The 22109-nt window shown below is 72.0% G+C and carries 14 protein-coding genes; 5 read left to right on the top strand and 9 right to left on the bottom strand.

What is annotated here, in order from left to right; all coding sequences use genetic code 11:
- Nucleotides 1–32 precede the first annotated feature (32 nt).
- The 4 genes from OHA88_RS36705 (at nucleotide 33) to glpK (ending at nucleotide 4291) form a co-directional block, all read left to right on the top strand.
- Nucleotides 33–521, top strand: coding sequence for a Zn-ribbon domain-containing OB-fold protein (locus tag OHA88_RS36705; RefSeq protein WP_328628667.1), 489 nt, complete (start codon nucleotides 33–35; stop codon nucleotides 519–521).
- On the top strand, nucleotides 518–1708 hold the full coding sequence (locus tag OHA88_RS36700) for a lipid-transfer protein (protein ID WP_328628666.1): 1191 nt from the start codon (nucleotides 518–520) through the stop codon (nucleotides 1706–1708). The genes OHA88_RS36705 and OHA88_RS36700 overlap by 4 nt, the downstream gene beginning before the upstream one ends.
- A gap of 222 nt (nucleotides 1709–1930) precedes the next feature.
- Complete coding sequence (locus tag OHA88_RS36695; RefSeq protein WP_267006276.1) at nucleotides 1931–2692, top strand: MIP/aquaporin family protein; 762 nt, start codon at nucleotides 1931–1933, stop codon at nucleotides 2690–2692.
- A gap of 81 nt (nucleotides 2693–2773) precedes the next feature.
- Complete coding sequence (gene glpK / locus OHA88_RS36690; protein WP_328628665.1) at nucleotides 2774–4291, top strand: glycerol kinase GlpK; 1518 nt, start codon at nucleotides 2774–2776, stop codon at nucleotides 4289–4291.
- 95 nt (nucleotides 4292–4386) lie between these two features.
- Here the strand turns inward: glpK and OHA88_RS36685 are convergent, their stop codons facing one another.
- The 4 genes from OHA88_RS36685 to OHA88_RS36670 are packed head-to-tail and all read right to left on the bottom strand — an operon-like array spanning nucleotide 4387 to nucleotide 8820.
- A complete protein-coding gene (locus OHA88_RS36685) occupies nucleotides 4387–4992 on the bottom strand; it encodes a GTP-binding protein (protein ID WP_093775451.1) in 606 nt (201 codons plus the stop codon).
- Nucleotides 4973–5410 carry a DUF742 domain-containing protein gene (locus OHA88_RS36680; RefSeq protein ID WP_328628664.1) on the bottom strand — a complete coding sequence of 146 codons (438 nt, stop codon included), beginning with the start codon at nucleotides 5408–5410 and terminating at the stop codon, nucleotides 4973–4975. The genes OHA88_RS36685 and OHA88_RS36680 overlap by 20 nt, the downstream gene beginning before the upstream one ends.
- A gap of 9 nt (nucleotides 5411–5419) precedes the next feature.
- A complete protein-coding gene (locus tag OHA88_RS36675) occupies nucleotides 5420–5863 on the bottom strand; it encodes a roadblock/LC7 domain-containing protein (protein WP_328628663.1) in 444 nt (147 codons plus the stop codon).
- Nucleotides 5860–8820 carry a sensor histidine kinase gene (locus OHA88_RS36670; RefSeq protein WP_328628662.1) on the bottom strand — a complete coding sequence of 987 codons (2961 nt, stop codon included), beginning with the start codon at nucleotides 8818–8820 and terminating at the stop codon, nucleotides 5860–5862. Before OHA88_RS36670 ends, OHA88_RS36675 begins: the two co-directional genes overlap by 4 nt.
- 403 nt (nucleotides 8821–9223) lie before the next feature.
- On the opposite strand from OHA88_RS36670, the gene OHA88_RS36665 reads away from it, so the two are divergent.
- Complete coding sequence (locus OHA88_RS36665) at nucleotides 9224–9691, top strand: hypothetical protein (protein ID WP_328628661.1); 468 nt, start codon at nucleotides 9224–9226, stop codon at nucleotides 9689–9691.
- Nucleotides 9692–9693: 2 nt separating this feature from the next.
- Here the strand turns inward: OHA88_RS36665 and OHA88_RS36660 are convergent, their stop codons facing one another.
- From OHA88_RS36660 to OHA88_RS36640, 5 genes are all read right to left on the bottom strand, one after another.
- Nucleotides 9694–14544: a hypothetical protein gene (locus OHA88_RS36660; RefSeq protein ID WP_328628660.1), complete on the bottom strand. Its 4851-nt coding sequence runs from the start codon at nucleotides 14542–14544 to the stop codon at nucleotides 9694–9696.
- A 54-nt stretch (nucleotides 14545–14598) separates the two neighbouring features.
- Nucleotides 14599–15534: a hypothetical protein gene (locus tag OHA88_RS36655; RefSeq protein ID WP_267006269.1), complete on the bottom strand. Its 936-nt coding sequence runs from the start codon at nucleotides 15532–15534 to the stop codon at nucleotides 14599–14601.
- Nucleotides 15535–15763: 229 nt separating this feature from the next.
- Nucleotides 15764–17290, bottom strand: a complete 1527-nt coding sequence (locus OHA88_RS36650) for a hypothetical protein (protein WP_328628659.1) — start codon at nucleotides 17288–17290, stop codon at nucleotides 15764–15766.
- Nucleotides 17291–17385: 95 nt separating this feature from the next.
- Nucleotides 17386–21060 carry a hydantoinase B/oxoprolinase family protein gene (locus OHA88_RS36645; protein WP_328628658.1) on the bottom strand — a complete coding sequence of 1225 codons (3675 nt, stop codon included), beginning with the start codon at nucleotides 21058–21060 and terminating at the stop codon, nucleotides 17386–17388.
- Entirely contained in the window at nucleotides 21057–22076 is a 1020-nt protein-coding gene (locus tag OHA88_RS36640) for an SGNH/GDSL hydrolase family protein (protein WP_443044319.1), read from the bottom strand. Before OHA88_RS36640 ends, OHA88_RS36645 begins: the two co-directional genes overlap by 4 nt.
- Nucleotides 22077–22109: the final 33 nt, after the last annotated feature.

The following is a 22109-nucleotide window of genomic DNA, read 5'->3' as shown; positions in this document are numbered from 1 at the left end:
CGTTCCGTCAGATCCTGTGCCGGGGAGGGGCTTTGTCGCACACGCGCACACCCGTGGTGGCCGGTTGGTTCACCGAGGGCACCGCCGAGAAGGACTTCCGGCTGCTGGGCACACGCTGCTGCGCCTGCTCGTCGGTCTTCTTCCCGCGTCAGGACACGTTCTGCCGCAATCCCGGCTGCACGGGCGGCAAGCTGGTCGAGGTGCCCCTCTCCCGGCGCGGCACCGTCTGGTCGTACACCGACGGCCGCTACCGCCCTCCCGCGCCGTACGTCTCCGACCCGGACGTGCCCTGGGAGCCGTACGTCCTGATCGCCGTCGAACTCGCGGCAGAGCGCATGGTGGTGCTCGGGCAGGCGGCGCCCGGGGTGGGCATCGGGGAGCTGGCGGTCGGGATGACCGTCGAGGTGGTTCCGGGGGTCCTGAACGAGGATGCGCCCCAGGGCGGCGGAACCGTATGGACCACCTGGCACTGGCGGCCCGTGCCCCCCGCCGCCGGCGCGGCCCCGGACGGTGCTGCATGACCGGGGATGTGGCCGTCCTCGGAGCCGGCATGCATCCGTGGGGCAAGTGGGGGCGCAGCTTCGTCGAGTACGGAACGGTCGCGGCGCGGGCCGCGCTCAGCGACGCGGGGATCGGCTGGCAGGACGTGCAGTCGGTGGTCGGCGCGGACACCGTGCGCGGCGGCTATCCGGGCTATGTGGCCGGTGCGACATTCGCCCAGGCGCTGGGCTGGCAGGGCGCACGGGTCACGAGTGTGTACGCCGCCTGCGCGTCGGGCGCCCAGGCCATCAATACGGCCAGGGCACAGATCCTGGCGGGCATGGCCGACGTGGTGCTCGTGGTGGGTGCGGATGCGGCGCCCAAGGGGTTCTTCGCCCCGGCGGGCGGCGACCGGCCGGACGATCCCGACTGGCTGCGCTTCCGGGTGCTCGGGGCGACCAATCCCGCCTACTTCGCCCTGTACGCCCGCCGCCGCATGGCCCTGTACGGGGACACTCCGGAGGACTTCGCACTGGTCAAGGTGAAGAACGCGGCGGCCGGCGCACTGAACCGCAATGCCCGCTACCGCGCGCCGGTGACCGCCGAGCAGGTCGCCGCGTCCGCCGTGGTCGCCGATCCGCTGAGGCTGCTCGACATCTGCGCGACGTCCGACGGGGCGGCGGCCGTCGTCATGTCCAGCATGGAGTTCGCGCGCCGCCACGGGGCGGCCGATCCGGTCCGTATCCGCGCCGTCTCCACCGTCACGCCCACCTACCCGAAAGCCGTACTCGATCTTCCGGACATCGCAACCGATTCGGCAATCGCGGCGGAACCCGCACCGGAGAGCTTTCGCGCGTCGATCGCCCGGGCGGCGTACGAAGAGGCGGCCATCGGGCCCGATGAGCTGTCCCTCGCCGAGGTCTACGACCTCTCCACCGCCCTGGAACTGGAGTGGTACGAGGACATCGGGCTGTGCGCGGCGGGCGAGGGTGCCGAGCTCGTGCGCGAAGGGGCCACGGCGCTCGGCGGACGCATCCCGGTCAACCCGAGCGGAGGACTCGCCTCCTTCGGGGAGGCCGTGCCGGCCCAAGCCATCGCGCAGGTCTGCGAGCTGACCTGGCAGCTCCGCGGCACCGCGGCGGATCGGCAGATTCCGGGCGCGCGCGCCGGAATCACCGCGAATCAGGGGCTCTTCGGGCACGGTTCGGCAGTCGTCGCGGTCCGCTGACACCGGCCGGGCGCTTTGGGCCCCGTATCGAAGTGTCCGATGCGTGTGCCGTGAACTGGGCTTGTTGTCAGCGTTCTTGACGGCTGATCAGCACCCGTGAAAACTCCTTGCTCAGTCACTGCCGCCACTCCCGCTCTGCGGCAGATCGACTTGGTCACCACGCTCGTCACGGAAGCCATGGAAGCGCCCGGCGCGATCCGCCGGACAACCCCTAGGAGCGCCATGAGCAATGGAGACATATTCGTCGGGGAAGTCATCGGAACGGCGATCCTCATCCTGTTCGGCGCGGGTGTGTGCGCCGCTGTCACCCTCCATCATTCGAAGGCCAGAGCCGCGGGTTGGGTGGTGATCGCCTTCGGATGGGGCTTCGGTGTCCTGGCCGGCGCGTACACCGCGGCTCCTCTCTCCGGTGGCCACCTCAACCCGGCGGTCACGGTCGGCATCGCCGTCGACACCGGGAAGTGGGACAAGGTCCCCCTCTACATCCTGGGACAGCTGGTCGGCGCGGTCATCGGTGCGCTGCTGGCCTGGCTCACGTACTACGCGCAGTTCCGCGCCAACGCGGACAAGGAGACCGCCGTGCCGACGCTGGGGATCTTCTCGACCGCTCCGGAGATCCGCAGTCCGGTGGCCAACCTGGTCACCGAGATCATCGCGACGGCCGGCCTGGTGCTGCCGATCCTGGCCTTCGGGAAGAATGCCGGGATCGGGATCGGCCCGGTGGCCGGCGCCGGTGCCGGCGTCTACGGCTCCGGAATCTCCGTACTGCTGGTGTCCCTGCTGGTGGTCGGTATCGGACTCTCACTCGGCGGACCCACCGGATATGCCATCAATCCGGCCCGCGACCTCGGTCCACGGCTGGTGCACGCACTGCTGCCGATTCCGAACAAGGGCACCTCCGACTGGAGTTACTCCTGGATCCCAGTGGTAGGACCGCTCGTGGGCGGACTGCTCGCGGGGGTCCTCTTCAACGCCGCCTTCTAGCCGTTCGGGCACCGGCTGTTCAGGCGCGTCTCATTCAAGCTCCGGCAATTCGAGTTCTCGACCTCGCGACAAGGGGACGTCATGACGGACAGGTTTGTCGCCGCCATCGACCAGGGCACCACATCCAGCCGCTGCATCATCTTCAATCAGGACGGTGCGATCGTCGCCGTCGACCAGCGCGAGCACCGCCAGATCTTCCCGAAACCCGGCTGGGTGGAACACGACGCCACCGAGATCTGGTCCAAGGTGCAGGCCGTGGTGGAGGGCGCGCTCGCCACCGCCGGACTGCGGGCGGAACAGCTCAGCGCACTCGGCATCACCAACCAGCGCGAGACGACCGTGCTCTGGGACCGGGCGACCGGACAGCCCGTGCACAACGCCATCGTCTGGCAGGACACCCGTACGTCCACGCTCTGCCACGAGCTCGGCGGCGCGGACGGGCAGGACCGTTTCCGGGACATCACCGGGCTTCCGCTGGCCAGTTACTTCTCCGGTCCCAAGGCCGCCTGGCTGCTGGACAACGTACCGGGGCTGCGGAGCCGGGCCGAGCGGGGCGAGATCGCCTTCGGCACCATCGACTCCTGGCTGATCTGGAATCTCACCGGCGGTACGGACGGCGGCGTCCATGTCACCGATGTGACCAACGCTTCGCGCACCATGCTGATGAATCTGGAAACCCTGGAGTGGGATCCGTCGATCCTGGCCGCCATGAATGTCCCGGAGGCGGTGCTTCCGGAGATCCGGTCGTCGTCCGAGGTGTACGGGACCGCGGTCGGCACGCTCGCCGGGGTGCCGGTGGCCTCCGCACTCGGCGATCAGCAGGCCGCGGTCTTCGGGCAGGCCTGCTACGACCCGGGTACCGCCAAGAACACCTACGGCACCGGGAGTTTCCTGCTGCTCAACACCGGCAACAGGCCCGTGCCGTCGAAGAGCGGGCTGATCACCACTCTCGGCTACAAGATCGGTGACCAGGCGCCCGTCTACTGCCTGGAGGGGTCGATCGCCATCACCGGGGCGCTGGTCCAGTGGTTCCGCGACCAACTGGGGATCATCCGGAGCGCCGAGGAGATCGAAACACTGGCGGCGAGCGTCGACGACAACGGCGGGGCGTACATCGTGCCCGCCTTCTCCGGGCTCTTCGCCCCGTACTGGCGCTCCGACGCCCGGGGTGTCATCACCGGACTGACCGGCTATGTCACCAAGGCACATCTGGCACGCGCCGTTCTGGAGGCGACCAGCTGGCAGACGCGTGAGGTCGTCGACGCGATGTATCAGGACTCGGGAGTGCCCATCACGACGCTGAAGGTGGACGGCGGCATGACGGCCAACCGGCTGCTCATGCAGCACCAGGCGGACGTGCTGGGCGTGCCCGTGATCCGGCCGAGGATCTCCGAGACGACGTGTCTGGGCGCGGCGTACGCGGCGGGACTGGCGACCGGAGTCTGGTCGGGGCTCGACGAGCTCAAGACGCACTGGCAGCGCGATGTGGAGTGGCAGCCGCGTATGGAGCCGGAGATCCGTGAGCGCGAGTACCACAACTGGCGCAAGGCGGTGGAGCGGAGCCTGGGCTGGCAGGAGGAGGGCGGCGGCGAGCGGTAACCGTCCGTCCGGTACGCAGTCGTGCATCGGACGGCCCCGGGATGCGCGGCCCGAACTCCGGTCGGCGGGGGTGCGGGCCGCGTTCCGCCGCATTCTCAGGTGGTGGCGGGCTCGCGGAGGCGGTCCGCTCGGGCCAGCGCGTGTTCGACGACCGTGACCAGCACATCGCGCACGGAGGACCGGTCGCGCGCGTCGCACATCAGCACCGGCACCTCGGGGTCGAGGTCCAGCGCAGCCTGCACCGTCCGGGTCGGAAACCGGTCGGCTCCCTCGAAGCAGTTGACGGCGACGGTGAACGGGATCTCGCGCCGTTCGAAGTAATCGACGGCCGCGAAGCAGTCCTCCAGACGCCGGGTGTCCGCGAGAACGACCGCGCCCAGGGCGCCCTGGGCCAGTTCGTCCCAGAGGAACCAGAACCGGTCCTGTCCCGGTGTGCCGAACAGGTACAGCACCAGGTCCTCGCGGAGCGTGATCCGCCCGAAGTCCATGGCCACGGTGGTGGTGGTCTTGGCCTCGACTCCGGCCGTGTCGTCCACAGGGCGGCCCGCCTCCGTCAGCCGCTCCTCCGTACGCAGCGGTCTGATCTCGCTGACCGCGCCCACCAGCGTCGTCTTGCCCACACCGAAGCCGCCCGCCACCAGGATTTTCAAGGTAACCGGCTCCACGGGCCGCGTGCTGCGGCTAGAGCGCCCGAAGGCCATTGATCACCTCGCGAAGAATGTTCACATCCGGCAGCTCGGCCGGCGGAACGGGACGGGTTACGTGCACCAGTTCGTCCTCGACGAGATCGCCGACCAGCACCCGGACCACCCCGACGGGGAGATCCAGACCGGACGCCAGCTCGGCGATCGACTGGGGCATGTCATTGCAGAGTTCGATGATCTCCACGTGTTCCGGGGAGAGCGTCTGATTCCGGCCCGGATCGTCGGCCGCGGGTTCCGGGACGACGATCGCGATCAGGTCGAGACGATGGCGGGACGCGCTGCTGGTACGGCCCCGGGTCATCGCGTACGGACGGACCACCGGCCCCGCCTCGGCGTCGTACCAGCGCGACGACTGCGGATCGCCGGAAGCGGCCGGGGATCCGGGGGGTGCGCCCCGGGAGGAGTCAGCGCTCATGCCATCCACTCACCCTCCGGCGTGCAGACCGGACGACCGTGGGGCGTTGGCCAGGTGGACCCCCACGCGCTTGACCATGAGCGTCATCTCGTACGCCACCTGACCCACGTCGGAGTCGGAGTCGGCCAGCACGGCGAGACAGCTGCCGTCGCCGGCGGCCGTGACGAAGAGGAACGCCTCGTCGAGTTCGACGACGGTCTGGCGGACGCGACCCGCGTCGAAGTGGCGTCCGACTCCCTTGGCGAGGCTGTGGAACCCGGAGGCGACAGCCGCCAGATGCTCGCTGTCCTCACGGGTCAGGTCCTTGGACGTGCCGGTGGGAAGGCCGTCGCTGGAGAGCACCAGCGCCTTGCGGATGGAGCCGACGCGCTCGACGAGTTCGTCGAGGAGCCAGTTGAGTTCGCCGGATCCCTGGCGTGTGACGTCGGGTGCTGCGGCGTTCGGTGCGGTCATCGACCGTCCCCTCCCGGAGTGGTTCCTTGTGCTGTCTCACCGAGACCGGTCCCGTCCTCGGCGTTCTGCCGGCGGCCGCGCTGCCAGCCGCGCTGCATCGAGGCCATACGGTTGCGTACTTCCTCCGCGTCCCGCTCGATGTCCTCCGCCGGTTCCGTGCGGGTCGGCTCGGAGGCGCGGCCGCCGGAGGCTTCGCGGAGCTGCGGGACGAGGCTGGCCTGCCGGATCCGGCGGGGCAGGCCGTCCACGGTCCCCGGGTTCGAGGACGGCCCGGTGGATCGGGAGGAGCGTACGGCCGATGGCGTCGCCGCAGCCGGTGCCGACGCGGATGCGACGGACTCGGTGGGCGGCCGGAAGCCGGTGGGCTGCCGGGGTTCGGTGGGCTGCCGGGTGTCGGCGGCGGAGTGCCAGGGGCCAGTGGCGGACTGCCCGGCGCCGGGCTCGGTGCGCGAGGGCTCCGGGTCGGTGGTCGTGGGGTGCGCGCGGCCGGTCTCGTCGACCCGGCGGCCGCGGTCGGTGACCAGCGTGGGCGGCTTGCGGCGGGGCAGCGGCACCGGGCCGCCCGGGCGCATCGCCCGGACGTCGGCCGTGGACTCGGGGACCTGGTCGGCGGCCTGCTGATGCTGGTCGCGGTCGGCGTCGCGGCGGAAGCCGTTGTCGGCGTCGCGCCGGCGGGCGTGGTCCCCTGCACGGCGCAGGTCGCGGGCGCGGAAAATGCCGCCGCGCTCGCTCTCGGTGTCGTCGATGTCGGACACCCCGTCGAGTACCGGATCGAGAACGACGTCCAGTACAGGGTCGACCACGGGGTCGGTCCCGAAGCCGAGCGCTCCGACCGGGGCCTCGAGCTCGACCGGTCCGTCCAGAGCGGTCGGACCCACGAGGCCGGTGGGGACAGGGGCGAGGCCGGCGGACCCCGGCTCGCCCGAACCGTCGGATGTCCACGGGTCCGCCACGCCGTCCCTGCGGTTCTTGTCGCTGCGCGGTCCCTCATTGCTGGGCCTGCCGCTGCCGATCGCCTTCTCGGCGCGGCGGTCGAGGCGGAATCCGGTTCCGTGCGCCTCCGCGGCGTCGGTGAGCAGGGCCGCCGGGATGAAGACGACGGCGGTGGTTCCTCCGTACGGAGAAGTCTGCAAGGAGACGCGGACGTTCTGCCGCTGGGCCAGCCGGCTCACCACGAAGAGGCCGAGGCGGTCGGTGTCGGAGAGTTCGAACTCGGGGGTCTCTGCGAGGCGCAGATTGGCGTCCAGCAGCACTTCGGGAGCCATGCCTAGGCCGCGGTCGTGGATTTCGAGGGTGAAGCCGTTGGCGACGCGGTCGCCGTGCACGTGGACCGCGGTGTGCGGGGGCGAGAACACCGTGGCGTTCTCCAGGAGTTCGGCGATCAGGTGGGTGAGGTCGGCGACTGCGGGGCCTCCGACGCCGATCCGCGGCAGGCGGCGTACCTCGATCCGCTCGTAGTCCTCGACCTCGGCGACCGCTGCCCGCACCACGTCCATCAGCTGGATGGGCTTGCGCCACTGCCGGGACGGCGCCGCGCCGGAAAGAATCACGAGGCCTTCGGCGTGCCGCCTCATGCGGGTGGTGAGGTGGTCGAGGCGGAAGAGGTCCGCGAGCTCGTCGGTGTTCTCGGTGCGGCGCTCCATGGCGTCCAGGAGCGTCAACTGGCGGTGCAGGAGCACCTGGTTGCGGCGCGCGAGGTTGACGAAGACTTCGGAGACGCCGCGTCGCATGTCCGCCTGCTTGACCGCGGCTTCGACGGCGGCGCGTTGCAGGGTGTTGAGGGCCTGGCCGACCTGGCCGATCTCGTCCCGCTCGTAACTGAGATGCGGGGCCTCGGTCTCGACGTCGACGTGTTCGCCCGCGGCGAGGCGGCGCATCACGCTCGGCAGTCGTACGCCGGAGACCTCGTGGGCGTCCTTGCGGAGCCGGGAGAGGTCGCGGACGAGTTCGCGGCCGATGCGGACGGATACGAAGACGGAGACGAGCAGGGCGAGGAAGCCGAGGATTCCCGCGACTCCGGCCTTGACCAGGACGCTGTAGCCGACGGGCCTGCCGCGGTCCTGGAAGCGGTTGTTCATCTCGGTCGAGTCGTCTGCCAGTTGGTCCAGGACCGGCGGGGCCACCTCCTGCCAGCGTTCGGCGTCGACCGTACGGGGGGCGCGGGTGGGGCCGGCGGCGATGAGCTTGTTCTCCGCGGTGCGCAGCGGCTCGCTGTCCGGGCTCGCCCAGTACTGCTCCACGCGTCGGCGCTCCGCCGACGGGAGGACCTCGCTGTTGATCTCGTAAAGCAGCTTGCGGTTGGCGACGAGATCGGAGATCTGACGGAGTTCGGGGGCGTCGAGCCGTCCGGCGATGAGCGCCGAGGCCACCAGAGCATCTTCCCGGGACAGCATTTCGCGAGCCCGCGAGACGCCGATCAGCGCGCGTACCTGCTTGTCCATCGACGCGTTCTCCGTCGTGTGGAGGCCGGTCAGGAAGCGGTAGCACGGGTCGACGAGACGGTTGTAGAACTCCAGCGCCTGATTGCGGTCGATGGTGCGCTTCTCGACGGAGTCGCGGAGCGCGCCGAGGCCGTCGACGGCGCTGAGCACCGAATTGAGCTGCCCTTCGGCATCGGGACTCAGCGCGTCGCGAATCTCCTTCTGCCGGGCGCTCTCCTTGACGTCCGCCACGACGCGGTCGGTGGCGGCCCGTTGGCGGCGCAGCAGGGGAAGCGCATCGGAGGCGCGGGGGTCCGCGAGGAAGACCAGTGTCTGGCGGCGCTCGTTCTGAATGACCCGGACGGTGTCCTCGAGTGGGTGGCCGACCTTCTCCACGATGGTGCTCGCGCCCATCAGGTCACCGGCCTCACGGCCGGTCAGGAAGGTGGCGAAGCCCCAGAGTCCGGTGAGGGAGACGAGCGGCACCAGCAGCAACGCCACGATCTTCCTGCGGATGGACTTTCCGCGAAAGCGCATGGCCTCCCCCAGCTCGGCCCCGCACGGCGGGGGTGGGTGTTCCGTCAACAAACGGCGCGAGCCTACTACTGCCGCACAGGCAACTCGAAGACACGTCCGGACTGTTTTCGGCCGCACCACCACGTGTCGATCATGAGTTCTCGCGGCATTCCGGGAGATGAAATCCGCGAAAGCGGCAGAAGAGACCCGGCAGAGCGCCTCAATCCCTCACCCGGCAGTTGGCTGGAACTCTTCGTTCCGCGAGGGGTCGAGGGAATCTTCGCTGCCGGTCACTCGTCTGTCTGTACGAGGGAGAGGGATTGCGGGGAGCGCGTAGGACAGGATGGTTCCGCCCGCCTGCGTAGAAACGGCGCATGCCGGGCAGCAACCCTGAAGGCGGACAGCGGTGGGGAGTTGAGAGTCCTTGGACACGGAGGAGCGTCGAGGTGCGGCGTCGGCGGCGGGCGGGACACGGATCCCGCGGCAGCCGTTGTGGGTGGAGGAGCCCGCGGTGCGGCGGCGGATGCCGGATCCGATCCGTACGGCGGCCGTGCGTGCTGTGCTCGTCATATCACTGACGATCATTCAGGCCATGGTGGCTCTGCTGAGCACGATGACGGGTTCCTGGCTGGCGTTCCCCATGATGTTGAGCAGTGTGGGCAGCACGGTGGTCGCGACCTGGGCGGTGCTGGATGTGTGGGTGACCCGGCAGGTCTGGAATCAGCGCCACGGTGTGGTGTCCGTGCCGAGCAGTTCGGCGCGGCAGCTGCGCCGGGAGCGGCGCGCCGCACGACGGGCGGCGAGGGCGGCGGAGCGGGAAGCCGCACGGATACGCCGCCGGGGCGCGAGCAGCCTGTCAGGAGCAGGAGCACGCGCCCCTGTGAGAAGTTGAGGTCAGTCGTCGGTCGGGGTGTCGGGAGCCCAGGGGGTCTGGGGGGTCTCAGGCGCGGCTGACGCATCAGGAGCCGTCGGTGTGCGCTTGAACATGCGGGTGGCGGTGATCTCGCCGTGCACCGTCTCGCCGTTGGGATCCTGCTGCGGCAGACCGGGGCGCAGATGCTCCTCCACGCTGATGTACTTCAGGCCCGCCCGCAGGTCCGCGTCGTTGCGCAACCGGATGACCAGGGGGAATTCGGCGAGCGCCGTCGTGTCGAACAGCCCCGTGGTGTAGAGCAGTTGTACGCCGAGGGCGTCCGACACCGCTCGCTGGAGCTCCAGCAGATACGTGGCGTTGGCCCGGCCGATGGGATTGTCCAGGAAGAGTGTGCCCGCGTGGCGGTGCTGGTGGCGGTCGCGGCCCCGGTCGTTGCTGCGCAGTGCGGCCATCGTGCAGTAGAGCGCGATGGCGGCGGTGAGCAGCTGGCCGCCGGAGAAGACGTCGCCCATCTGACCGACCGGGACGCGTTCGGCGCGGAGCACCGCGTCCGGCTTGAGGATCTCCACGGCGATGCCCTTGGGCTCCAGCGCCGCCTGTACGCCGCGCAGCAGAAGGGACATGCCGTCGCGGCGCAGATCGGAGTTCTTCTTGAGCGCGGCGCGAGTGGCATCGTCGATGACCTCGCCGAGCCGCTCGGTGAGCGTCGCCTGGTCGGGCTCCTCGAAGCGGATCCGGAGGAACTCCTGGCCGGACCACTCCCCCAGCCCCTCCGGCAGCTGGGAGAGCCGCTGGGCGGAGCGGAGGGTGGTGAGCGCGGACTCCACGAGTCCGCGGAGCCGGTCGACGATGGAGTCGCGGTTGCGCTCCAGCTGGGCCAGCTCATCGGTGAGGACACGGAGGCGGGGTGCGAAGGCGGCGGCCCACTTCTCGGCGTGCTCGGGCAGGGCGGCGGCCGGGAGTTCGCGGATCTGCTGGCGCGCCGGGGTACGGACCTGTTCGTAGCGGGTGGAGTTGGCGTGCCGTACGAGCACATCGCTCGCCTCGCGCACCGCGCTCTCGGCGGCGGAGAGGTCGGCGGCGCAGCCGCGCAGTGAGCGACGGGCCTCGGCGGCGGACTGCCGGGCCTCGTCGAGGCTGCCCGGGTACGGCTCGGGGGACTCGGAGTCGTCGTCCGCGCCGTGGTCCCTGAGCAGGTCGCGCAGGAGGGCCGCGGTCTCGTCGAAGCCACCGGCCGAGGCGTCGGCGGTGCGGTGGGCGTGCAGCAGCTCGGCGTGGGCGGCGCGGGCGGTGTCCAGGGCACCGGTTGCGGTGCCGAGTTCGGATGTGGCGGTACGCAGCAGGGTCTGGGCCTGCTCGGCGTCGGCGGGGACCAGCTCGTCGGGAAGCTGGGTGTGGTGGTCCTCGCCGTCGGCCGGGGCCAGGCGCTCGGCCTCGCCGCGCAGTCGGCCGAGCTGCTCGCTCGCCGTGGAGGCGCGGGTCTCCAGGAGCTGGACCAGGGACTCGGCTCGGGCGGCGGCCGCCTGGCGGGACGGGCCGTCGGCGCCGTCGGTGCCTTCGAGGAGCTGGGCGGCGCGGGTGCGGACCTTGTTGGTGAGCCGGTCCAGCTCGGCGAGGGCGGCGCTCTCGTCGCTCTCGGCGCGGGCCTGTTCGGCGCGCAGGTCGGCGCCGACGCCGACCTTCTCGTACAGCTGGGACGCGGCCCGGTAGGCCTCGCGCAGGGCGGGGAGGGCAGGGCGCGGTGCGTCGCCCTCGGGCTCCGGGATGTTCTCGGGGGCGCCGGCGATCTCGGCGCGCTCGGCCCGCAGGGCGCGGGCGGTGCGGCGGGCGTCGTCGGCGGCGCGCTGGGCGGCCCTGCGGTCCTCGTCGGCCGCGCGGGCCCGCTCCAGGCAGACGGTGGCGCGGGCTTCGGACTCGGCTGCCTCCTCGACCAGTTCGCGCAGTTCGGCCTGCCATCCGGCGCGTTCGCGCAGCCGGTGGGCCAGGCCTGCGAGTACGTCGGCGACGCGGCGGGCGCGCTGGGCGGCCTCCTGTCGCTCGTCGCGGACGCGGGCGGTGTCGGCGGCGGCTTCGTCGGCCTCGGCGCGTGCCGTGCGGGCCTCGGCGAGCGCGGCCTGGGCCGTCTCGGCGGCCGTGTGGGCGGTGCGGGCCGCTTCGGCGAGCTCGGCAAGCATGCCGGGCGGGCAGTCGGCACGCCAGGAGCCGATGCGGGCGGCGAGCGACCGGTCCCCGGTGAGGCGGGCCGCGAGCGTGCGGATGTCCTCGTCCCGGGCGGCGGCCCGGCTCCTGAGTGCCTGCCGTTCCTCGTCGGCGGCGTGCTCGTCGTGCATGGCCGGGTTCGGCGGTACGAGGAAGACACCGTCCGCGTCGGAGCCGGAACCGGAGGCCGGTACGGGGGCGAGCAGCGCGGCGGCGGTGCCGACGGCCACGGCGGAGCGCGGCAGCAGGGCGGCGCTGCCCAGGACTTCACGGGCGCGGGCGTGCGAATCCGCGTCGGTGATGACCACGCCGTCGACCAGCTCGGGACGGGCGGCGAGCACCGCCGCGTGGTCGGCGGGGTCGACGGCCTGGGCGAGATAGCGCCAGCCGGGCAGTGCCGGGATGCCGTGCTCGCCGAGATATTCGACCGTGGCAAGGACGTCGGGTCCGGGCGGCAGCAGTCCGCCGTCGCCGAGCGCGCCGAGGATGCGGGAGTCGTCGGCGGCCGCGGTGCGCAGTTCGAAGAGGCGCCGTTCTGCGGCGGCGATGCCCTGGTCGAGGAGGTCCCGCAGCTCGTCGGCGTTGCGGTCGAGCTCCTCGGCGGTGAGCGGCTGCTCGCTGCTGACGGTTTGGTGGGTGATGAGTGCGTGATCGGCGACGGCTGTCTGCCGGTCGGATCCGGCGGCCGCGGTGCCCGTACCGTCACCGGGTCGGCCGTGTGATGCGGACTGGGCTCCGGACGCATGGGAGTCGGTGGCGTCCGCAGCTGCGCCCGGTTCGTTTCCGGCGGTGCCCCGGCGGGGTCGCGGTACTCCGGTGCCGGGTGCCGGGGGCAGGCTCAGCAGGTCGGCGAGGCGGTGGTCGGCTGCGATCGACTCGGCGGCCCTCAGCTCGGCCTCGTACGACTGCTCCGCTGCCCGCGCAGCGTCGGCGGCACGCGCCGCGGCGAGCTCGGCGCGGCTCTCGGTGGCCGCCGCTTCCCTGGCCCGGTCGGCCGCGGCGCCGGCGGCTTCCCTGGCCTTGTTCCAGGCGGCGACGGTGGACTGCTCGGCGTCGCTCGCGGCGAGGGCGGCGCGCGCCGGGTCGGCGTCCGGCGCGGTGTTGTCGAGCCAGCCCGCCCGTACGGCCTCGGCGGTCTCCTGCTCGACCTCGGCGAGGCGCTGGCGCAGATGTCCGGCCTCGCTGCGGGCACGCTGGGCCTCGGTGGCGGCAGTGGTGGCGTCCCGGTGGGCGGTCTCGCCTGCGGCCTGGAGGGTATCGGAGCGCTCCTCCTCTTCGTTGGCGACCTGCTCGCCGGCCTCGGCGGCGGTGTGCAGGGCGCGTACGAGGTCGGCGGCGGCCGTGGCGCGGGCGGCGAGCGCGGGTGCGGCGTCGCGCTCGGCCTCGCGGATGGCGACGGCGACGCGCGCGGACCGGTCGGCGGCGGCACGGTGACGGAGGACGGCTTCGGCTGCCTGCCAGGCGGAGTGCAGGGTGCGGGCCTCGACCAGTTCTCGGCGCTGGGCGGCGGCGCCCTTCTCGGCTGCGGCCAGCGCCAGGGACGCATGACGGTAGGCCAGTTCGGCGGCGATGAGGCCGCTGCGGCTACGGGCCTCCTCGGCGGCGCCGACGGTGTGGGCGGCGCCCGTCACCTGCTGGGCGAGGTCTGCGGCGCGGCCTCGCTCCTCGGCGGCCCGGGCGGAGAGCCTGCGGGCCAGGGTGCGGGTGCGGCGCTCGGCGCCCGCGTGGATGTCGCGGGTGCGGGAGCGGGTGTCGGCGGCCTCGACGATCCGGCCGAGCAGATCGACCGAGCCTGCGGTGAAGTCACGCTCCGCGGTGAGTTCGGCCCGGCGGCCCAGCTTGTTGCCGAAGCCGCTGACCAGGTCGGCGAGGCCGTCCGTGTCGCGGGTGTCGGTGACGGCGCGGAGCAGCAGGTCGGTGAAGTCGGAGTCCTTCTTGACCGCGAAGAGGCCTGCGGCCTCGCCCTCGTCGGCGTTCATCTCGCGCTGGTAGCGGAAGAGTTCGGGGTCGAGGCCGAGGTCGCCGAGGTGCTCGTTCCACCGGTCGTGGATCTCTTCCCAGTGCACATCGAGGTGCTGGTAGAACTTGCCCGCGTCCGTGAGGGCGTCCCGGAAGCCCTTCATGGTGCGGCGCCGGCCATGGGCGCCGGAGGCGCCTTCGACGGGACGGCCGACGGCGGTGGCCTCGGCGACCGGCAGCGAGTCGAGGCTGAGCCCGGGCCCGGGGCGGAAGGAGTACCAGGCCTCGGCGAACTTGCGGGGGTCGTTGGAGACCTGGCGTCCGCGCCACTCGCTGACCTTGCCGACGACCACGCACTCACCGGTGAGGGTGTGCTGCCACTCCAGGGCGACATGGCCGCAGTCGTCGGCGAGCAGGAACTTGCGCAGTACGCCGGAGCTGGCACCGCCCAGGGTGTTGCGGTGGCCGGGCAGCATCACCGAGAAGATCAGCTTCAGCAGGACCGACTTGCCACCGCCGTTCTCCAGGAACAGCACACCGGCGGGCGCGGGGCGGCGCGGCGGGCCGACCGGCTCCTCCTCGAAGAACTCCGCCTGGGCCGGCGCGGGGTGGGGCACGGGCTCGCCCACTCCGCGCAGGTCAAGCACGGTGTCGGCGTAGCGCGCACCGGCAGGCCCGATGGAGTAGAGGCGGACCCGGGACAGCTCGTACATGGCGGCGGACTCTCGTCGTTCGGAAAGCAGGAGTGGGGCGGCGGTGGGGGGTGCTCAGGCGTGGAAGGGCAGACCGGCGTCGGCCGCCAGCTCCAGGTCGTCGCCGTCGGGCGGCGGCAGCAGCGTCGCCGATCCGTCGGTGACGGGTACGACGCCGAGCTCCAGCAGTTCGGCCATGGCGGCGGTACCCGCCATGTCGCGGACCTGCAGCTGGTAGCGGGCCGTGGTGCGGAAGGCACCCCCGGCGTCGTCGCCGGTGCGCTGGAGGAAGCCGGAGTCGGTGAGGAAGGCGACGGCCTTGCCGACGATGCCGGTGGTGGAGCCGGCCAGCCGCCGGGCGTCCTTCGTCGCACCGGTGGCGCTGCGCCGGGCGTAGATCCGCCAGGCCGCTTCGAGTCCGGGGGCGTCGGTCGCCGGGTCGGTGTTGTCGCCGTGTTCCTCGGCCCGCTCCTCCAGGCGGTGGCAGGCCTGGCGTACGAACGCGTCGATGCCGTTGACCGTGATCCGGCCGATGTACGCGTCGTCGGCGAGGTCCTCGGGGCGCGGGAAGGCCATGGCGGCGACGGCGAGGTGGGCCAGTCCGTGCAGGAAGCGGTCGGCGGAGTCGGACGAGGCGCGTCGGGCGTAGTCGCCCATGCGGACGGCGAAGACCGAGTCCTCGCCCGCCGTCACGGCCATGCCCGCCCGGGTGGACACCTCCAGGACGACGAGACCGAGCCCGGTGGCCACGGCGTCGGCGAGCCGGGCGAAGGGGGTCTCTTCCCGGTAACGGCGGAGCAGCTCGGCGTATTCGGCGTCGCGGGCGGGCAGCAGCTTGGGCTGCAGCCCGAAGGCGACGAGCCGGGCTGCGTCGGCCGCGTCGGCCGGGGTGACGGCGGCGGGCGCCGTGGACTCGTGGGCGGCTTCGCCGTCGGGCGCGTACCCGACGGTGGCGTACCCGGCGGTCGGCTCGCTCCACGCGTCGGTGTGCTCTGCGCGGTGGTCGCTCACGACGGTCGCTCCTCGGTGCGGAAGATCGGTGGTACGGGGTGGACGGCGCGGGCTCTGCCGGCGTCCGTCGGGAACGGTGCGGGCCGGACCGCGCGCAGGGCGGCGCCGACCCCGGCTCGGCGGTGAACAGGTCCAGACAGCCGGTGACCGGAGCAGGAGCGGCGGCGACCCGGACCGGATCTGCGGCGACCGGGGTGGGGGCCGGGGCGGACCCGGCGCCACGACCCGCTCATGACGCCTCCGAGCGGTCCGCGGCCATGCCGGCCGCGTCCAGCAGGGCCATGCCCACGATCAGATCCGCGCCGCCGAACTCCGGGTCGTCGAGCTCGGTCCCGTCGTCCACGGCGAACAGCAGCCGCCGCTCGCCCTGGCGGTAGGCCGTACCGACCGGCGGGGACGCGGCGTGGACCGCAAGCAGGGCGACCAGATAGGGCAGGTCCGGATCGCTCCGCCGGGCCTCGGCGAGGAGGCCGGAGAGCCGGCGAGGTGCGTCGTGCTCCAGATCGAGGAGGTTCATGGCGCTCGCCAGCTGCTCCTCGCTGAACCTGCTGTCGTCCGGGGTGGCGATCAGATCCGGCTCGGGCATCTCGGCGCCCAGATGCTCACGCTCCAGGGGAGGGGTGAGCAGCAAGTCGACCAGGTCAGCCACCCGTACGGAGGTGGGCGTGCGCAGCCCCGTGCCGTGGGCGAAGAACTCGTCGGTGACGCGGATGGCCTGTTCGACGGGGAGCGGCAGCAGCGGGGCGACCAGCTGGCCGTACAGGTCGAGGCCGGTCCTGGTCGTGGGGGTGGCGAACGCCTGCCGGTCCTGCTCGGCACGGAACAGCGGTCCTGCCTCCAGCAGGCGGGACTGCAGCTGGGTGTGGCGGCGGATGCAGTCCTTGACTATGTCGACGAGTTCGGCGGCGCGGCGCTTGTGCTCGGGGTCCTCCGCCTCGTCCCTGGCCTTGCGGATGTTGGTGAGGATCGCATTCTCGTGGCGGTAGCGGTCGGCCACGTGGTCCAGTGCCTCGGCGATCATGTCGGGCACGGCGTTGAGCCAGTCGACGGCCCTGACGTTGCGCCGGGTCGCCTCCAGCGTCCTGCGGAGCGTCTCCGCGTACTGCACGGTGCGGTAGCGGGCCTGTTCGGCGGCGAGCTGCGCATCGGCGAGGCGGCCCCGGCTGATCAGGACCTCCAGTTTCACCTCGGCGGCGATCTGGGCGCTGGTGACGTCCGTGTCGAGGGCGCCGACCAGGACGTTGACCGCTTCGTCGGTGGCCCTCAGATAGACACTGCCGCCGTAGCCGGGGACCTCTTCGATCAGCTTGAAGTCGTAATCCCTGCGGACATACACCCCGTCGGGGCCGAAAGTGCCGTACACCGCGCGGAAGCCGCGGTCCACGCTTCCGACATTGATCAGGTTCTCCAGCACCCAGCGGGCGACACGCTCGTGCTCCGCGACGGGACGGCGCGGGGCCTGGGCGGCGACGCGCGGGAGCAGTTTGGCCACTATCTGCTCGTGGTCGGCGCCCGTGTCGAAGTCCATGTGCAGCGTGACCTGGTCGATCGCGGCGAGCGCGACCTCCGCCATCGCGTACACCGTGTACTCACCGGCCAGATTCGCCTTGCGCACGTCGAGGTCGTGCAGCGGCGCCGTGCAGGCGAGCGCGCGCAGCCGCCGCGAGAGCCCCTCGTCGGCGGCCGGGCCCGGGGCGGGCCGCGGCCCCGCGCTGAGCTGGGGCGCAGCGTTGTCCGTGTAGGCAGGCGAAGTCACGCTGCACAGATTAGGTCCTCACACCGACAACGGTCGAAACGGCGCAGAAGCTACCGGTTGCCCCACCGTCGGCCGGGACCGCACAACACGGTCGGTCAGTCACGCTGCGGCGGTCGATCCGGTTCCGGCACCGACGGGTTCCCGCGCTCCCCGGCTCCGTACCCTCCGCCGCCCGGAGTGCGCAGGACCAGCACGTCCCCGCGCGCCAGATCAGCCGTATCGCAGCCCTTCAGCGGGGTGACGGTCCTCGCGCCGTCGGCATGTTCGATGTGCTGGCTGCCCAGCGCGCCCGGTTCGCCGCCCGCCATGCCGTACGGCGGGACGCGGCGATGCCCGGAGAGCAGCGCCACCGTCACGGGTTCGAGGAACCGGAGTCTGCGCTCCACCCCGCAGCCGCCGTGCCACCGGCCCGCTCCCCCACTGCCGTCGCGTACCCGGAAGCTCTCCAGAAGCACCGGGTAGCGCCATTCGAGGACTTCGGGGTCGGTGAGGCGGGAGTTGGTCATGTGGGTCTGCACGGCGTCGGTGCCGTCGAAGCCGTCGCCCGCGCCCGAGCCGCTGGCCACCGTCTCGTAGTACTGGACACGGTCGTTGCCGAAGGTCAGGTTGTTCATGGTGCCCGAGCCCTCCGCCTGGACGGAGAGCGCCGCGTACAGCGCACCCGTGACGGCCTGGGAGGTCTCCACGTTGCCCGCGACGGTGGCCGCCGGGTGGACGGGTGCCAGCATCGAGCCCTCCGGGACCCTGACCTCCAGGGGTTTGAGGCAACCGCTGTTGAGCGGGATGTCGTCGGCGACCAGGGTCCGGAAGACGTACAGGACTGCGGCCATGACGACGGACTTCGGGGCGTTGAAGTTCCCGGGCTGCTGCGGTGAGGTACCGGTGAAGTCGACGACGGCGCTGCGGGCGCTACGGTCCACGGTCAGTGCGACCTCGATCACGGCGCCGTTGTCGGTCTCGTAGCGGTACGCACCGTCGTGCAGCTCCGCGATGATCCGGCGTACGGACTCCTCGGCATTGTCCTGCACATGGCCCATGTACGCGTCGACGGCCTCGGCGCCGAACTGGTCCACCATGCGCCGCAGTTCGGCGATGCCCTTCTCGTTGGCGGCGATCTGCGCGCGCAGGTCGGCGAGGTTGGTGTCGGGATCGCGGGACGGGTACGCGGCGCCGGTGAGCAGCTCGCGGGTCTCGGCCTCACGGAAGTTGCCGTCCCTCACCAGCAGCCAGTTGTCGAACAGCACCCCTTCCTCGTCGATGGTGCGGCTGAAGGCGGGCATGGATCCGGGGGTGATGCCGCCGATCTCGGCGTGGTGGCCGCGCGATGCCACCAGGAACCGCAGCCCGGCGCGACCGTCGCCGGATGTCTCGCGTCCGTCGAACACCGGGGTCACGACGGTTACATCGGGCAGATGCGTACCCCCGTGGTACGGGTCGTTGATGGCGTACACGTCGCCCGGGCGCATCGTGGTGCCGTTGCGTCGGAGCACCTCCTTGATGGACTCCCCCATCGAGCCGAGGTGCACCGGAATGTGCGGGGCGTTGGCGATCAGGTTGCCGTCCGCGTCGAACAGGGCGCAGGAGAAGTCGAGCCGCTCCTTGATGTTGACGGAGTGGGCGGTGTTCTCCAGGCGTACGCCCATCTGCTCGGCGATCGACATGAAGAGATTGTTGAACACCTCCAGCATGACGGGGTCCACGCGCGTACCGATCGCGGTCCGGCCGGGGCGCGGGCGGACCCGGGTGAGCAGCAGATGGCCGGTGTCGCCGATGGCGGCCTGCCAGCCGGGATCGACGACGGTGGTGGCGTCGGCCTCGGCGATCACGGCGGGACCGGTGACGGTGTCCGACGGGTGCAGGGCCTCGCGCCGGTGGAGCGGGGTGTCCTGCCATCGGCCGTCGGCGAACATCCGTACCGTGGCGTGCGGTTGCGGCGCGCCCTGACGGACCCTCCGGTCCACCGGGTGCGGTACGTGCCGGCCGGCCGCGCCGGTCGCCTCGACCGATACCGCCTCGGCGAGCAGCGGCCGGTCCATGGTGAAGCCGTAGCGGGCGCGGTGCTCGGCCGTGAACGCCTCCGTCATCGCGGGCACGGTGGCCAGGTCGACCGGCAGGCTCGCGTCCGTACCCGCGTAGCGCAGGAACACCCGGGCGTGCGTGCTGATCGCACTGTCCGGGAGGCCGTCGGCGCGCAGTTCGGCTCGGGTGCGGGCGGCCAGGTCGTCGTGCAGCTCCCCCAGCCGGGTCCTGGTCCCCTCGTCGTCCAGTTCCGCCTCGACCGACTGTTCGCGTATGGCGGTCGCGTCCGCGAGACCGATGCCGTACGCCGACAGCACCCCGGCCAGCGGCGGTACGAGGACCGTGTCGATGCCGAGCGCGTCGGCGACGGCGCAGGCGTGCTGGCCGCCGGCGCCGCCGAATGAGGTGAGGGCGTAGCGGGTGATGTCGTGGCCACGCTCCACGGAGATCTTCTTGACCGCGTTCGCCATGTTGAGCACGGCGATCTCCAGGAAACCGGCGGCGACCTCGGCGGCGGATCGTCGCGTTCCGGTGGCCCGGGCCACCTCGTCCGCGAGTTCACCGAAGCGCTCGCGCACCACATCGGCGTCGAGTGGAAGGTCCCCGTCCGGTCCGAAGACGGCGGGGAAGTGGGCGGGCTGGACCCGGCCGAGCATGACATTGGCGTCGGTGACCGTGAGGGGTCCGCCGCGGCGGTAGCAGGCCGGGCCGGGGACGGCGCCCGCGGAGTCGGGTCCCACCCGGTAGCGCCGGCCGTCGAAGTGCAGGACGGAGCCGCCGCCGGCCGCGACGGTGTGGATGTTCATCATGGGGGCGCGCATCCGTACCCCGGCGACCTGGGTGCCGAGCTCGCGCTCGAACTCGCCCGCGTAGTGCGACACATCGGTGGACGTACCGCCCATGTCGAAGCCGATGACCCGGTCGAATCCGGCCTGTTCGGACGTACGGGCCATGCCGACGACTCCACCTGCCGGACCGGAGAGCACGGCGTCCTTGCCGCGGAAGTGCGCGGCCTCCCGCAGTCCGCCGTTGGACTGCATGAACATCAGCCGGGCGGCGTCCAGTTCACCGGCGACCTCGTCGACGTACCGCCGCAGGATCGGCGAGAGATAGGCGTCGACGACGGTGGTGTCACCGCGCGGTACGAGCTTGATCAGCGGACTCACCTCGTGGGAGCAGCTGACCTGGGTGAAGCCGGCCTCGCGGGCCGCGGTGGCGACCGCCGTCTCGTGGGCGGGGTGCCGGTAGCCGTGCATCAGGACGACCGCCGCGCTGCGGAATCCGTCGGCCCACGCGGCTCTCAACCGCTCGGCCGTCGCTACCGGGTCGAGGGGTGTGAGGGTCCGGCCGTGCGCGTCGACCCGCTCCGGCACCTCGATCACCCGCTCGTACACGGCCTCCGGCAGGAGGATGCGGCGGTCGAAGAGGCGCGGCCGGTTCTGGTACGCGATGCGCAGGGCGTCGCGGAACCCTTCGGTGATCACCAGGACGGTCGGCTCGCCGCGCCGCTCCAGCAGGGCGTTGGTGGCGACGGTCGTGCCCATCTTCACGCTGCCGACCCGGTCGGCGGGGACCGGGTCGGTGGGGCCGAGGCCCAGCAGCAGACGGATCCCGGCCACTGCGGCGTCCCGGTAGCGGTCCGGATCGTGCGAGAGGAGCTTGCGGGTGACCAGCCGCCCTTCGGGATCGCGGCCCACCACGTCGGTGAACGTGCCGCCACGGTCGATCCAGAACTCCCAGCGTCCAGTCACCCCTCCATACTGACGTGCGGCACCGGCAGCGGGGCGGACGGCACGGCGGGCGGAGTTCTGGACGGGACCGTGGCGAGCGCGCCCTGCAGTGCCTGGTCGGCCCGCCGGTCCAGCTGCGCGCTCGTGCCGCGCGCCCAGTGCCGTATCTCCGCTCCTGCCAGGCACAGCAGTTGGGGCAGCAGATCGGTGCTCCGGCGGACCAGCCATCCGGTGCCCGCCGTGGCCAGCCAGAGCAACGAGTCGGTGCGGCTCGGCGGCGGCTGCTCCGGCTCGCGCCCCGGCGGGGTGCCGAGGGCCAGACCACGGGCGGCGAGGAGCCCATGGAAGTGCGCCGCTACCGTGCGATGACCGCGCTCGGCCGGATGGAGCCGGTCGACGCTCCACAGCGAACGGTCGGAGACCCACTCCCCGTCCGAGGCATGCAGATGGACGGCGTCGTAGCGGGCGGACAACGCATGCACCACGGCATTCACCGCGCTCTGCCGCCGGGCCAGCGGCCGGCCGAGGGGCGCGGGCAGCCCGAGGACGGCGCCGGGATCGGGTAGACAGGCCGTGAGGAGTACGGCCCCGCCGTCGGTCAGGAGCGCGCAGACCTCGTCCAGCCGCTGGGCGAGGAGCCGGATGTCGAAGGACCGGCGCAGGGTGTCGTTGACGCCGACGACGACGGAGGCCAGGTCGGGCCGGAAAGCGGCGGCGGCCGGGGCCTGCCGGTCACGGACGTCGCTGGAGAGCGAACCGCTGACGGCGAAGTTACGGAACTCGACGCCCCGCCGGCTGTTCCCGATCCCGTCCGCCAGCAACGCGGCCCAGCCGCGCCGGCCACCGGGGACGGGATCACCGACACCCTCGGTGAACGAGTCCCCGAGCGCGGCGAACCGGATCGGGCGACCGGGGGTCGCGGTCTGCGCAGGTGATTCGGGCGGAACAGGCGGAGCGGCCGTTACGGGGAGGGAAGCCGCTACGGAGGACGAGGCGGGCGCGGGCGACGCCGGCGGTACAGGCGGGGCCTCTGTCACGGATACGCGAGCCGGCACGGAAACCGGCGCGGG

This window comes from Streptomyces sp. NBC_00353 (assembly GCF_036108815.1).
GTDB lineage: Bacteria > Actinomycetota > Actinomycetes > Streptomycetales > Streptomycetaceae > Streptomyces.
Note: the sequence above shows the minus strand (reverse complement) of the source record. Positions and strands in the feature narration are given on the sequence as shown.

Coding starts and splice junctions, on each gene's coding strand:
- OHA88_RS36685 (WP_093775451.1), bottom strand. CDS start 4,992: ATGGCCTTCGGGCGCTCTAGCCGCAGCACGCGGCCCGTGGAGCCGGTT.
- glpK (WP_328628665.1), top strand. CDS start 2,774: ATGACGGACAGGTTTGTCGCCGCCATCGACCAGGGCACCACATCCAGC.
- OHA88_RS36700 (WP_328628666.1), top strand. CDS start 518: ATGACCGGGGATGTGGCCGTCCTCGGAGCCGGCATGCATCCGTGGGGC.
- OHA88_RS36680 (WP_328628664.1), bottom strand. CDS start 5,410: ATGAGCGCTGACTCCTCCCGGGGCGCACCCCCCGGATCCCCGGCCGCT.
- OHA88_RS36670 (WP_328628662.1), bottom strand. CDS start 8,820: ATGCGCTTTCGCGGAAAGTCCATCCGCAGGAAGATCGTGGCGTTGCTG.
- OHA88_RS36695 (WP_267006276.1), top strand. CDS start 1,931: ATGAGCAATGGAGACATATTCGTCGGGGAAGTCATCGGAACGGCGATC.
- OHA88_RS36675 (WP_328628663.1), bottom strand. CDS start 5,863: ATGACCGCACCGAACGCCGCAGCACCCGACGTCACACGCCAGGGATCC.
- OHA88_RS36660 (WP_328628660.1), bottom strand. CDS start 14,544: ATGTACGAGCTGTCCCGGGTCCGCCTCTACTCCATCGGGCCTGCCGGT.